This is a genomic window from Azospirillum sp. UENF 111221, assembly GCF_058780625.1.
This window is the reverse complement of sequence record NZ_JBSNCH010000005.1, coordinates 170,494-183,511: the sequence shown is the minus strand read 5'-3', so window position 1 is coordinate 183,511 and position 13,018 is coordinate 170,494. Positions and strand designations below refer to the sequence as shown.

14 protein-coding genes and 1 pseudogene are annotated in these 13,018 nt (G+C 66.9%); 5 read left to right on the top strand and 10 right to left on the bottom strand.

What is annotated here, in order from left to right; all coding sequences use genetic code 11:
- Positions 1-20 precede the first annotated feature (20 nt).
- Positions 21-431: an HIT domain-containing protein gene (locus ACWPN3_RS15210; RefSeq protein WP_492240363.1), complete on the bottom strand. Its 411-nt coding sequence runs from the start codon at positions 429-431 to the stop codon at positions 21-23.
- A 272-nt stretch (positions 432-703) separates the two neighbouring features.
- Between ACWPN3_RS15210 and ACWPN3_RS15205 the strand changes: the two genes are divergently transcribed.
- Both ACWPN3_RS15205 and ACWPN3_RS15200 read left to right on the top strand, forming a co-directional pair.
- Positions 704-3,313 carry a glycosyltransferase family 2 protein gene (locus ACWPN3_RS15205; RefSeq protein WP_492240362.1) on the top strand — a complete coding sequence of 870 codons (2,610 nt, stop codon included), beginning with the start codon at positions 704-706 and terminating at the stop codon, positions 3,311-3,313.
- 88 nt (positions 3,314-3,401) lie between these two features.
- On the top strand, positions 3,402-3,995 hold the full coding sequence (locus tag ACWPN3_RS15200) for a hypothetical protein (RefSeq protein WP_492240361.1): 594 nt from the start codon (positions 3,402-3,404) through the stop codon (positions 3,993-3,995).
- A gap of 88 nt (positions 3,996-4,083) precedes the next feature.
- Here ACWPN3_RS15200 and recA read toward each other — a convergent pair whose 3' ends face one another.
- The 9 genes and pseudogenes from recA to flgB all read right to left on the bottom strand — a co-directional run bounded on the left by recA (position 4,084) and on the right by flgB (position 11,529).
- Entirely contained in the window at positions 4,084-5,163 is a 1,080-nt protein-coding gene (recA, locus tag ACWPN3_RS15195) for a recombinase RecA (protein WP_492240360.1), read from the bottom strand.
- A 176-nt stretch (positions 5,164-5,339) separates the two neighbouring features.
- Entirely contained in the window at positions 5,340-7,385 is a 2,046-nt protein-coding gene (locus ACWPN3_RS15190; protein ID WP_492240359.1) for an ATP-binding protein, read from the bottom strand.
- An 86-nt stretch (positions 7,386-7,471) separates the two neighbouring features.
- Positions 7,472-7,630, bottom strand: a pseudogene (locus ACWPN3_RS15185) (PAS domain-containing protein); the annotation flags it as partial.
- A gap of 457 nt (positions 7,631-8,087) precedes the next feature.
- Positions 8,088-9,164 carry a flagellar biosynthesis protein FlhB gene (gene flhB, locus ACWPN3_RS15180; protein WP_492261546.1) on the bottom strand — a complete coding sequence of 359 codons (1,077 nt, stop codon included), beginning with the start codon at positions 9,162-9,164 and terminating at the stop codon, positions 8,088-8,090.
- Between the two features lie 13 nt (positions 9,165-9,177).
- The gene (fliR, locus tag ACWPN3_RS15175; protein WP_109449503.1) at positions 9,178-9,948 is read right to left on the bottom strand and encodes a flagellar biosynthetic protein FliR; all 771 of its coding nucleotides are present in this window, start codon (positions 9,946-9,948) and stop codon (positions 9,178-9,180) included.
- Positions 9,945-10,304: a flagellar biosynthetic protein FliQ gene (locus ACWPN3_RS15170; protein WP_098740089.1), complete on the bottom strand. Its 360-nt coding sequence runs from the start codon at positions 10,302-10,304 to the stop codon at positions 9,945-9,947. Before ACWPN3_RS15170 ends, fliR begins: the two co-directional genes overlap by 4 nt.
- A gap of 45 nt (positions 10,305-10,349) precedes the next feature.
- Positions 10,350-10,649, bottom strand: a complete 300-nt coding sequence (gene fliE / locus ACWPN3_RS15165; protein WP_109449505.1) for a flagellar hook-basal body complex protein FliE — start codon at positions 10,647-10,649, stop codon at positions 10,350-10,352.
- A gap of 49 nt (positions 10,650-10,698) precedes the next feature.
- The gene (gene flgC / locus ACWPN3_RS15160) at positions 10,699-11,109 is read right to left on the bottom strand and encodes a flagellar basal body rod protein FlgC (RefSeq protein WP_098740091.1); all 411 of its coding nucleotides are present in this window, start codon (positions 11,107-11,109) and stop codon (positions 10,699-10,701) included.
- A 48-nt stretch (positions 11,110-11,157) separates the two neighbouring features.
- Positions 11,158-11,529 (bottom strand): flagellar basal body rod protein FlgB, encoded by a 372-nt coding sequence (gene flgB, locus ACWPN3_RS15155; RefSeq protein ID WP_395458162.1) that lies wholly within the window; start codon positions 11,527-11,529, stop codon positions 11,158-11,160.
- Positions 11,530-11,785: 256 nt separating this feature from the next.
- Between flgB and ACWPN3_RS15150 the strand changes: the two genes are divergently transcribed.
- From ACWPN3_RS15150 to ACWPN3_RS15140, 3 genes are read left to right on the top strand one after another with little or no spacing between them, the layout of a single operon-like run.
- Complete coding sequence (locus ACWPN3_RS15150) at positions 11,786-12,169, top strand: EscU/YscU/HrcU family type III secretion system export apparatus switch protein (protein WP_492261545.1); 384 nt, start codon at positions 11,786-11,788, stop codon at positions 12,167-12,169.
- Positions 12,166-12,654, top strand: coding sequence for a hypothetical protein (locus tag ACWPN3_RS15145; RefSeq protein ID WP_492240357.1), 489 nt, complete (start codon positions 12,166-12,168; stop codon positions 12,652-12,654). Before ACWPN3_RS15150 ends, ACWPN3_RS15145 begins: the two co-directional genes overlap by 4 nt.
- Before the next feature lie 22 nt (positions 12,655-12,676).
- Positions 12,677-13,018: a FliO/MopB family protein gene (locus ACWPN3_RS15140; protein WP_492240356.1), complete on the top strand. Its 342-nt coding sequence runs from the start codon at positions 12,677-12,679 to the stop codon at positions 13,016-13,018.

Below are 13,018 nucleotides of genomic sequence, written 5' to 3'. Positions count from 1 at the left end.
CCCCGCGACCGGGCCGGCGGTCAGTCCTCCGCATGCAGCGCGTCGGCCAGCCGTTGCGCCAGGGCCGCCGCCGCCGCCGGCTGGTAAGGCTCGGCATGGCCGGCTCCCCAGACCGGACCCGGCCATGCCGGATCGCCGCGCGTCCGCCCGATCACATGGACGTGCAGCTGCGGCACCATGTTGCCGAGCGCCCCGACATTCATCTTGTCCGGCGCGAACAGCCGCTCCACCACGCGGGAGGCTCGCGCGATCTCCCGCATCAGCGTCGCCTGGTCCCCGTCGCCGAGCCGGTGGATTTCCACGGCACTCTCGCGCATCGGCACCAGGATCAGCCAGGGCCACAGCCGGTTGTTCATCAGCAGAACCCGGCAAAGATCCAGATCGGTCACATGAAGTGTGTCGGCCTGTAGCCGTTCGTTAAGGGAAAACATGCTTCACTCCTCTCTGGCACTCGCTGTCTGGCACTGACCGGAAGCATCATCCGGGAATAATCCGGAGGCTGCCCTGTTGTAGCCGGCAGTGGCGGGCCAACCGCGAAGCTTGTATAGAAGGCCGTGCGCGCCGGCCATACGGCACGGGCGGCATTCGTTGGACGATTGAGAGAGTTCGGTCCGAGGCAATGGTCGGGGCGGCAACGATCCCCTTGCGCCATTTCCGCGGGCCGTATCCATGTTTTCTGGTGCGGCGAGCGAGAACGACCCACATGCGCAAATCGGCCTTTGCGGTTCTGATCCTGGTGATCCTCGGCAACATCGCCTTCTGGGCGCTGTGGAACCGTCCGGTGGACGAGCGGTCCTGGGCCGGCGCCATCACCGGCGTCGCCTATACCCCCTTCCATTCGGACAAGAGCCCCTCGAAGGGCGACAAGGCGTCCGCCGACGACATCGAAAAGGACATGACGGCGCTGGAAGGTGCTGTAAAGGCGGTCAGAACCTATTCGACCACCGACGGCTCGGAAATGGTCGCGGCCATCGCCGCCAAGCACGGCCTGCCGGTGACCGCCGGCGCCTGGACCGCCGGCAAGCCGGAAATCGACGAGCCTGAACTGGCCGGCCTGATCAAGCTCGCCCGCGCCAACAGCAACGTCCGCCGCGTGCTGGTCGGCAACGAGGCGATCCTGCGCGCCGACCTGACGGTCCCGCAGGCAATCGAGTACGTCAAGCGGGTGAAGAAGAAGGTCAACGTCCCGGTCTCCATCGCCGAGCCGTGGCACGTCTGGCTGAAGAACCCCGAGCTGGCCGACGCGGTGGACTTCCTCGCCGTCCATCTGCTGCCCTACTGGGAAGGCGTGCCGGTCGACCAGTCGGTCGATTACGCCATGTTCCGCTACAACGAGCTGAAGGCGAAGTTCCCGAACAAGCACATCCTGATCGGCGAGATCGGCTGGCCGGCCGACGGGCCGTGGCGCCGCGGCGCCGAGGCGAGCCAGGTCAACCAGGCCAAGTTCATCCGCAACTTCCTGAACGTCGCCGCCCAGAACAAGCTCGACTACTTCATCATGGAGGCCTTCGACCAGCCCTGGAAGCGGGAGATTGAGGGCACGGCGGGCACCAGCTGGGGCCTGTGGGACTATCAGCGCAACCCGAAATTCCCGATGATCGGCGGGGTACACGAGATCCGCAACTGGGAGATCAAGTGCGCCACCGCCGTGGCGCTGGGCTTCCTGCCGCTGGTGTTCTTCCTGTGGCGCCGCAGCGACCTGAAGATCGGCGGGCAAATCTTCTACGGCGCGCTGATCCAGGCGGTCGCCTCCGTGCTGGTCTTCACCGTCAGCGCCGCCTCGGCCGCCGGCCTCGCACTCACCACCGAAATCGCCTGGGGCCTGCTGATCTTCTGCCAGCTGGTGCTGTTCGCGGTCATGCTGATCGACGGCATGGAGCTGACCGAGGTCGTCTGGCAGCACAAGTTCAAGCGCAAGTTCATCCCCTGCTCCGCCGCCCCGCTGCCCAATGCGGCGAAGGTGTCGATCCATGTGCCCTGCTACAACGAGCCGCCGCACATGGTCATGCAGACGCTGGACGCGCTGGCCGCCCTCGATTACCCGAACTACGAAGTCCTGCTGCTGGACAACAACACCAAGGATCCGGCGGTCTGGCGGCCCATCGAGGAATATTGCAAGAAACTGGGGCCGAAGTTCCGCTTCTTCCACCTCGACAACTGGCCGGGCTTCAAGGCCGGCGCGCTGAACTTCGGTCTGGCGCAGACCGCCCCGGATGCCGAGCACATCGCCGTCATCGACAGCGACTATCAGGTCCATCCCGACTGGCTGAAGGCGACCATCCCGCACTTCAACCGGCCGGAGGTCGGCTTCGTCCAGTCGCCGCAGGATTATCGCGAGTGGGAACACGACCTGTTCCAGCGCATGACCAACTGGGAATATGCCGGCTTCTTCCACATCGGCATGATCCAGCGCAACGAGCGCAACGCGATCATCCAGCACGGCACCATGACCATCATCCGCAAGTCGGCCCTGGAAAAGGTCGGCCGCTGGGGCGAATGGTGCATCACCGAGGACGCCGACCTCGGCCTGCGCCTGTTCGAGCATGGCTATGAGGCCGTCTACATGCCGGAGAGCTACGGCAAGGGCCTCGTGCCCGACAGCTTCTCCGCCTACAAGACGCAGCGCTTCCGCTGGGCCTATGGTGCGGTGCAGATCCTGAAGCATCATTGGCGCCAGCTGTCGCCCGGTGCCAAGGAGCTGACCGCCGGCCAGAAGTATCACTTCATCACCGGCTGGCTGCCCTGGTTCGCCGACGCCGCCCACATGGTGTTCGGCATCGCCGGCATCCTGTGGTCCATCGGGCTGATGGCCTTCCCGAAATATTTCGAGTTCCCGCCCAACGTCTTCATGATCCCGACGCTCAGCGTCTTCGCCTTCAAGGTCGGCGCCTCGCTCTGGCTCTACGAGGCGCGGGTGAGGTGCGGCTTCTGGGACAAGGTCGGCGCGGCGGTGGCCGGCATGGCGTTGACCCACACGGTCGGCCGCGCCATGTGGCTCGGTATGTTCACGTCCGGCCGTCCCTTCGTCCGCACGCCGAAATGCGAGAACCAGCCGGCGCTGATGCAGGCCTTCCTGATGGCGCGGGAGGAACTGGTTCTGCTGGTGTCGCTGTGGGGAGCGGCGCTCGCCATCGTCATGGTCTTCGGCCATGAGAACCGCGACGCCTTCATGTGGTCGGGCCTGCTGGTGGTGCAGTCGCTGCCCTATCTGGCCGCCTTCATCACCGCACTGATCAACGTCTTCCCGACGCTGGGCTTCGGCAGGAACAAGCCGCAACCGGCCGACAATGCGGTGGCCAGCGCCGGCGACTGATGGTCATAGGCCGGCGCTTCGGCTTGGAAGGAAGCGCCGGCTCTGCCAGACTGGATCGCCAGGGGTAACCAGTCCCGGGAGGCGGCTCATGTCCGGCAATCTCACCTCCGGACGCGGCATCGGCCCACCGGAGTTCAGTGTCCGCACCACAGCCGGCGTCGAGCGGACCGGCAGCGCCACCGACCGCAACCACCGCCGCAACCCACGGCGGGAGCAGCAGGAGCGCGAGCAGGAGCGGCGCGACCAGAGCCCGCCCAACCCACAGCGCCGCCGCCTCTACGACCTGCTGTTCGATGAGGTCGACCAGTTCGAGGGGCTCGACGACGGGCAGCGCAGCCGGCTGAAGGACAATCTCCGCAGCCACCTGTCCCACCGTGCCGCTGCCCTTACCCCTCAGGCCGCAGCCAATTTCCCAGCCGGGCCGGTTCCCCATGACGAGGAAGCGCTGGCCGAGGCCCTGCTGAAGGACCCGGCGGCGCCGATCCCGGTCGATGCCGAGCACATCGTCCAGGCCGTCACCGCGGCAGCGCCGGCGCAGGATGCGGAAACCGCCCGGATGGCCGAACAGCTACGCGACTGCCTCTCCCGCAACACCGACCGCGCGCGCAAGGTGGCGGTCTATCTGCACCTGCTGCTGACGCTGGAGGGGGCGTTCCGGCCGCATGTGGTGATGGATGTGTAGGTGAGGGCATTCGCCAGCCGCCAAAAAACAGAAAGCCCCACCTTCCTTTCGGAAAGCGGGGCCTTTCGTCACGCATGACCGGACGGTGTCACTCCGGCGTGGAGGCTTCGCCGTCGGCTTCCGGGGTGCCCATCATCGCGTCGGCGACCAGACCGGCGTTGCCGCGGATCTTGGCCTCGATGGCGTCGGCCATCTCCGGGTTGTTGCGCAGATAGGTCTTGGCATTCTCGCGGCCCTGGCCGATGCGGGTGCCGTCATAGCTGAACCACGCGCCCGACTTGTCGACCACGCCGGCCTGGATGCCGAGGTCGAGCAGCTCGCCGACCTTCGACACGCCCTCGCCATACATGATGTCGAACTCGACCACCCGGAACGGCGGGGCCATCTTGTTCTTCACCACCTTGACGCGGGTCTGGTTGCCGACGACGGTGTCGCGGTCCTTGATCGAGCCGATGCGGCGGATGTCGAGGCGGACGGAGGCGTAGAACTTCAGCGCGTTGCCGCCGGTCGTCGTCTCCGGGTTGCCGAACATCACGCCGATCTTCAGGCGGATCTGGTTGATGAAGATCACCAGGCAGTTCGACTTGGAGATCGAGCCGGTCAGCTTGCGCAGGGCCTGGCTCATCAGGCGGGCGTGCAGGCCGACATGGCTGTCGCCCATCTCGCCTTCCAGTTCGGCGCGCGGCACCAGGGCCGCCACCGAGTCGACCACCAGCACGTCGATGGCGCCGGAGCGCACCAGCGTGTCGGCGATCTCCAGCGCCTGCTCGCCGGCATCCGGCTGGGAGATCAGCAGTTCGTCGATGTTGACGCCCAGCTTGCGGGCATAGGACGGGTCGAGCGCATGCTCCGCATCGACGAAGGCGCAGGTGCCGCCGGCCTTCTGGGCCTGCGCGATGGCGTGCAGGGCCAGCGTCGTCTTGCCCGAGCTTTCCGGCCCGTAGATTTCGACGATGCGGCCCTTCGGCAGGCCGCCGATGCCCAGCGCGATGTCGAGACCGAGCGAGCCGGTGGAAATCACCTCCGTCTCGACCAGGTTCTCCTTGGCGCCGAGCTTCATGATCGAGCCCTTGCCGAACGCGCGTTCGATCTGGCTCAGGGCGGCATCGAGCGCCTTCTGCTTGTCCATGGAATCCTTCTCGACCAAACGAAGCTGTGCGGACGACATGCCCGGTACCCCTCTCTTAGAACACACGGTCGGCGCTCTTGCAACGAGGCTGAATGTACTCTCTTCGTTCTCGTTTGCAAGCGCCGATGTTGCCGGTGCGTTCCTATTTTTCCGGGGTTGTCCAGGCTCGTTTTCGCGAACGAATTCGCTCCCCCATCCGCTGTCCCGGCTGCCCCTCACCGCCCGTCGCGGATGACCTCCTTCACCTTGGAGGCCAGCTGCTTCAGCGAGAAGGGCTTGGGCAGGAAATGGGCGACTTCGACGCCGTCGATCTCGCCCAGCCGGTCCTCGGCATAGCCGGAGATGAAGATGACCCGCATCTCCGGGCGCAGCCTGCGGACATGGCGGGCCAGCGTCGGCCCGTCCATCTGCGGCATCACCACGTCGGTGATCAGCAGGTCGATGGAGGCGCCGTTGGTCTCGATCTGCTGCAAGGCCGCCTCGCCGTTCTTGGCCTCCAGCACCTGATAGCCCTTGTTGCGCAGCGCGCGGGCGGAGAAGACGCGCACCGCATCCTCGTCCTCCACCAGCAGGATGATGCCGGTGCCGGTCAGGTCGCTGCCGCGCCGCTCGCGCGGCTCCGCCGTATCGACCGGACGCAGCTCGCCCTGGTGGTGGGGCAGCAGGATGGTGAAGGTGGTTCCCTCCCCCACGGCCGAATCGACCAGCACGAAGCCGCCGGTCTGCCGCACGATGCCGTAGACCGTCGACAGGCCGAGCCCGGTGCCCGACCCGACCTCCTTGGTCGTATAGAAGGGCTCGAAGATGCGCTGGAGATTCTCCCGCGCGATGCCGCAGCCGGTGTCGATCACCTCGATGGAGACATAACTGCCGGCCGGCACCGTCTCGTGCTCCCGCCGCTCCGGCTGGCTGACGACGTAGTTGGTGGTGTTGACGATCAGCTTGCCGCCGCCGGCCATGGCGTCGCGGGCATTGACCACCAGATTGATGATGACCTGCTCCAGCTGATTCTGGTCGACCTTGACCAGACCCAGGTCGCGGCCATGGATCATCTTCAGTTCGATGTTCTCGCCGATCAGCCGGCGCAGCAGGTTCGCCAGCTCCGCCAGCACGTCGGTCACGTTGATGACGCGCGGCTGAAGGGTCTGCTGGCGCGAGAAGGCCAGCAGCTGCCGCACGAGGTTGGCGGCGCGGTTGGCGTTCTGCTTGATCTGCATGATGTCGCTGAAGGACTGGTCGCCCGGCTTGTGCCGCAGCAGCAGCAGGTCGCAGAAGCCGATCATCGCCGTCAGCAGGTTGTTGAAGTCGTGCGCCACGCCGCCGGCCAGCTGGCCGACCGCCTGCATCTTCTGCGACTGGGCGAACTGGGCCTCCAGGCTCTTGCGCTCGGTCATGTCGATGAAGTGCAGGATCAGGCCGACACCGTCGCCGCGCGCCCCATCGCCCCTGGCACCATCGCCCCTGCTACCCTCGCCGCGGCCATCCGTCCGCACCGGGTTGGCGAGGCGCCGGGCATAGAGCTGGGCGGTCAGCTCGCGCCCGCCGGACAGCCGGACCTCCAGCGGGTGGGCCGGGTCGGCGCCGCCCTGCACCGACCGCAGCCGGGCGATCACCGCCTCGCGCTCCGCCGGAACGATCAGGTCGGCCATCGGGCGGTTGATGACGCTGCCGGACTCGCTGCCGATCAGCGCCAGGAAGGCCTCGTTGCATTCGGTCAGCTGCCCGGTCTCGTCGACGAGCGCGATGCCGATGGGCGCATCCTCGAAGAAGCGCTGGAACCGCTGCTCGGACTGGCGCAGCGCCTCCTGCCATTCCCGTTCCGGGGACAGGTCGCGCACCACCGACCGGGTGTGGATGGTGCCGTCGTCGGCCTGCACCACGCTCTGCGCCACCGCGACCTGGAACCGCCGGCTGCGCAGACCCACCATGGTCAGCTCGCCGCGCTGCTCGCCGCCGCCATGGTCGAACAGGTCGTAGGGGGCGGCGGACACCGGGGGAGCCGCCAGGATGCCGTGCAGCCGCGATTCACCGTCGGTCAGGTCGCCGGGGGCGGCCTCCAGCCATTGGGCCAGGGTGGCGTTCACGAACAGGAAATGGCCGTTCTGATCGACCGAGAAGAAGCCGACCGGCGCATGTTCCATGAAGTCGGCGAGCTTGGCCTGCTCGCGCAGCATGACATGCTCCAGCTCGCGCCGCGCGGTGATGTCCTCGATCCGCCAGTGGACGGAGCCGGGGAAGCCGGCCACCGGCTGGCCCTGCACCTTGCGCCATTCCGGCGGGTGCCCGTCCAGCGCCGGGATCGCCAACTCGGCCGAGGCAGCCCCCCCGCCTTCACCCGTTCGCGCAGGCGGCGGAATTCGCGCGCGCTGTCGGGGTCGCCGGAGAATTGGCGGGCCAGGGCGTCCAGCGGCCGTTCGCCGCGGCGCCAGCCCGACAGCTCGCGGAAGGCGGCGTTGACGAACACCACATCGTCCGTTCCGTCGCAGACCAGCTGTCCGGCCGGCATCCCTTCCAGCGCGCCGCCGAGAAGCGCGCCGATGTGGGCCGACCGCCGCACCACCGACACGCTGCGGGCGATCAGCAGGGCCACGCCCAAGGCCACCAGCGCCGCCCCCAGCCAGCCGACCGCATCGTGCTCCAACAGCAATCCGGCGGCCAGCACCAGCAGTCCGGCCGGCGCCAGCGCATACTGCACCAGCATCAACACCCCGCCGGACGAAGCCTTGCGGTTCACTGCATCGCGCGCGGTGTCGGAAAGGGAAGTTGCGTCGTCCACCAATACTCCAAACCCCACACGGTCCGGCCGGGACATGCCCCGGTCCGCACTTGCCCGTCACACCACCTGCGATGGCCGGCCGATCCAGCCGATCCCGTCAACCGCCCCTTCAACCGTCAAGGGGCCGGAGCCGTTGCACCCAGATCGAATGAATCCGGATCGATTGAACCGGATCGGTTGCCCCGGATCAATTGCGCAGCGACCGCCCTTTCAGCTTGAAGACATAGGTGATGACTTCGGCGACCGCCCGATAATGCTCGGATGGAACTTCCTCGTCGATATCGCAAGCGGCATAGAGCGCACGGGCAAGGGGCGGGTTTTCTATGACCGGGACATTGTTCGATTCGGCGATCTCGCGAATCTTGAAGGCGACCTGATCGACACCCTTCGCCAGCACCATCGGCGCGCCCATCTGGGTGGGATCGTATTTCAGCGCAACCGCAAAGTGAGTCGGGTTGGTGACGACCACGTCGGCATTCGGCACCGCGGCCATCATGCGCTTGCGCGCGCGCTCGAACCGGATCTGCCGGATGCGGCCCTTGACCACGGGGTCGCCTTCCTGCTGCTTGTGCTCGTCCTTCACCTCCTGCTTGGTCATCTTCATCTTCTTGTCGAACTGCTGCTTCTGCCACAGGAAGTCGCCGGCGGCGATGAAGGTCAGGACGACGAGGACCCAGACCAGCAGGCGATGGGCCAGCCCGTCCATCTGCAACAGCATGGCAACGATGTCGATGCCGATATAGGCCTCGATGCCGCCGAACATCGGCACCAGCGCCATATAGGCGACGCCGCCGACCACCCCCAGCTTGACGATGCTCTTCAGCAGCTCGACGCCCTGGTTGGCCTTGAACATGTTCATCAGGCCGGGCAGCGGGTTCAGCTTGCCGAACTTCGGCGAGATCAGCTCCCACGAGACGTGGAAGCCGGTCTGCCCGATGGTCGACAGGACGCCGGCCACCACGAACAGCAGGATGGGCAGCCACAGCGCCCACATGGCGTCGGTCATCACCCGGAACAACAGCGCCCCGACCCCGGCCCGGTCGAAGGTGATGCGGTCCAGATTCTCGAAATAATAATTCAGGCGGAAGACCAGCCCCTTCAAGGTGCCGGGCAGGATGGAGACCAGAACCACCAGCATCGCCGCGACCATCAACCAGTTCGCGGCCTCGCGGGTCATCGCGAACTGGCCCTGTTTGTGGGCCTCGTCGAGCTTTTTTCCCGTCGGGTCTTCTGTTTTGGAGGACTCGTCAGCTTCTTCCGACACCGGCGTCCTCCTTCTACAGCGGCTTCAGGAATTCGATGAAGGTCGATTCGAAGCGCGACAGCCAGAACAGCATCATCGCCCCCAGCGTCAGGGCGAACATGAACAGCCCAAGCAGCACCTGGACCGAGGTGAACAGCTGGAACACCTGCACCTGCGGCGCCAGCTTGTTCAGGAGCCCGAGCGCCAGCGCGAACAGGATGCCGGTGATCAGGAAGGGAGCTGCCATCTGCACCCCCATCATGAAGCTCTTCGACACCAGCTGCCCGACCACGTTCGCCATGTCGTCGACCGGGATGGCGGCACCGGGCGGGAAGGTGGAATAGCTGTCGACCACCGCCATGATCAGCAGATGGTGCAGGTCGGTGACGAACAGCAGAAGCAGTCCCAGCCACCCCATCAGCGAACCGGGCAGCGACCCGGCGGACGCCAGCGCCGGGTTGAAGATCTGCGCGTTGGCCAGCCCGCTCTGCAGGCTGATGATGGTGCCGGCCACCTCCAGCGCGCCCATCAGCAGCCGGGCGATGGTGCCCATGAAGATGCCTATGGTCATTTCGCCGGCGGCCAGCACCAGCAGCTGGAACGGGTTGCCCGGCATCGGCGGCAGCATCGGCCGGATCGCCGGCGCCGCCACCATGCTGACCACCAGCGCGAACAGCAGCCGTGCGCGGGTGGGAACGAAGGCGTCGCCGATGGTCGGCATCACGCTGAAGGCGGTGCCGACCCGCATGAAGACCAGCATCCAGACGAAGATCTGTTCGCCCAGCAGCTGCTGCAGGATGGTCATTGGCCCGCCGCGGCGGCGGTCGGTGCCGGGGCGGGCGTCACGCCGGTGCCGGGGGTGAAGGGCGCGCCGCCATTCTCGTTGGCGCCGACGCCGATGGCGACGATGCGGTCGGCGACCTCATGCTCGAAGAACTCGGTCAGCTTGCTCAGCATGAAGGGCATCAGCAGGATGCTGAGCCCGAAGACCAGCATCACCTTCGGCACCATGGCGATGGTCTGCTCGCTGATCTGGGTGACGGCCTGGAAGATGGAGATGACGGTGCCGAGCGCCATCATGATGACCAGAATCGGTCCGCACACGATCACCAGCGTGACGATCGAGGTGCGGCAAAGCTCGATGACTTCGGTCTCGTTCATAACTGCAAGCTGGGCATGACGGCGGCTGGGACCGGGCGCAGGCCGTCACATCGGCATGCGCAGGATTTCCTGGTAGGCGTTCAGCACCTTGTCGCGCACGGCGGTGACGGTCTGCAACGTCACCTCGGCGTTGGTCACCGCCTGGACGACGTCGTTCAGGTCGGCCTTGCCGACGGCCGCCATCGCCGAGATGTCCTCGCTCTTCCTCAGGGTGCCGATGCTCTCCTTGGCCGCCTGCTCCAGCACGTCGCCGAAGGAGGCGCCGTCGCGCGCGGGCATGCCGGGGCCGGTCGTCTTGGCGGCGGTGGTGGCATAGGCCGCGGCGGCGTTCAGCGGATTGATCATGGCGGCGGTTCCGGTCGGTCAGGAGGGTTTGCGGCTGAGCAGGCGAAAATCAGGTGCGGAGAAGGTCGAGCGTGCGGGTCAGCATCTGGCGCGCGGTGTCGATGGCCGACAGGTTGGCTTCGTAGCTGCGCTGGGCCTCGCGCATGTCCATCGCCTCCACCACCGAATTGACGTTGGGCATCAGGACATAGCCGTCGGCGTCGGCCGACGGGTGCGACGGGTCGTACTTGCGCTGGAAGTCGCTCTTGTCCACATCGACCTTGGCGACGCGGACCTTGTCGACGTCCATCGCCCGGTCCAGCTCGTTCTTGAAGATGACGGTCTTGCGGCGATAGGGCAGATCGCCGGGCGTCTCGGCGGTGGTGTTGGCGTTGGCCAGATTCTCCGAGATGACCTTCAGGCGCGTGCCCTGCGCCTTCATGCCCGAGGCGGACACCGCCATCGACTTGTAGAGATCCATCGCACCGCCTCCTCAAAACCCGGCCGGAAAGATCGGCCGGAATGACGCTCAGCTGCCCGAGCGGATCGCCGACTTGATCATCGCCACCTGCTTCTTATACAGGTTCGTGATGGTCTGGTAATCCATCGAACTCTGGCTCATCCGCATCATCTGGTCTTCCAGCACGACGTTGTTGCCGTCCGGCGCCGTCTCGTACGGATCGCGCACCTTCTGTTCCTGGGCCATGCCGCCGGCGCCGCGGGTGCCGGCCAGATGGGACGCGTTGGTCGCCACCGGGGTCAGCCGCCGGCTGTCGCTCAGCGCGTCGCGGAAGCTGAAGGGCTTGAGGTCCCGGCTCTTGTATTCGGGCGTGTCGGCGTTGGCGATGTTCTGCGACAGGACTTCCTGGCGTTGGGTCAGCCAGTCCATCTTGCGCGACATCAGTTTGAAGAGTCCGAGATTTCCGAGGTCCATCGCCCTGATCCCGCCACCAATACCGCCGCCGATCCCGCCGAATGCCGCCCTGACGGCGGCGTCCGGCAAGGATATCGCCATGGAGTGCAATGGTCGCCCGTTTGCGTTAACGAAGGATGAATCCTTACCTGCGAGAATCGGCCGGGACAACCGCCTTTACAGTTCGTTAAGCCTACCGGTCCAGGATGCGGCGCAGGAAGGACCCCCTGACCAAGGCCGCCTGTTGTCCGCGCAAGCCCGCCCTCCCGCCCCGTCGCCTGCCGGCCCGACTGCCGGCAAGAGGCAGCCTGCCGCCCGGCGCCCGGCGCAACGCCCGGTCGCGGTGGCGCTGAAGTACGAGCTGGGCACCGAGAGCCTGCCGCGGATCGTGGCCACCGGCAAGGGCACGGTGGCGGAACAGATCCTGGAGGTCGCCTTCGCCAACGGCGTGAAGGTGCGCGAGGACGCCGATCTGGTCGAAATCCTGTCCGCCATCGAGGTCGACAGCGACATTCCGGTCGAAGCCATCGCCGCGGTGGCCGAAATCCTGGCCTATGTCTACCGCGCCAACGGCACCCTGCCGCCGGAGCCGCGATCCGAAGAGAGTCCGGAGGAGGACAAGCCGTGACCCGTCCGCCATCCATGCCGCCATCCGCCCTTTCGCCCTCCCCCGCTCCTCCCGGTCCAGACGGCACCGAGTCGGCAGCCGGCATCGCGCAACGGGCGGCAGCGCTGGGCGCCACGCTCGACGACGCGCGGGCGCAGGCGGAGGCCGGCGTCCTGATCGATCTCGCCGGGCTGGAGGACCGCGTCGCCCATCTCTGCCTTGCCGCGGAGACGCTGCCGCGGGGCGAGGCGCGCACGCTGCTCGGCCCGCTCGGCGATTTGGTTGCGGCGCTGGGTCCGCTCGCCGCCGCCCTGACCGACCAGCAGAAAGGACGCGAGGAGGCCGTCTCCGCCGCACTGGCCGGCCGCGACGATCCGCACACCGCCCGCCAGCGCGCGGCGGCCGCCTATGGCCGCAGCGCCGGCCCGGCCGGATCCGGTCTGGCGGATCCCGGCCTGACAGATACCGGCCTGACAGATACCGGCCTGGCCGACGACACGCCCTGACCAGAGAAAGCCTGCCGTTTCCATGGATCTCGACCAGTATATCAAATTCCTGATGGCGCTCGTCTTCGTCGTGGCGCTGATCATGGTCGTCGCCTGGGTGATGCGCCGGGTCGGCATGGCCGGCGGAACGGTGCGCGGACGCGCCCGCCAGCGCCGGCTGAGCGTGGTGGAGGCCCTGCCGATCGACGCCAAGCGGCGGCTGGTCCTGGTCCGCCGCGACGACCGCGAGCATCTGATCCTGCTGGGCGCCAACGGCGACCTGCTGGTCGACAGCACGCCGGCGGGCGGGTTCGACAGCGCGCTCGCCGGGGCGGAGGCCGCACCGGGCGACACCCCCCGCCCGGCGGGGAGCGATCCGCGATGA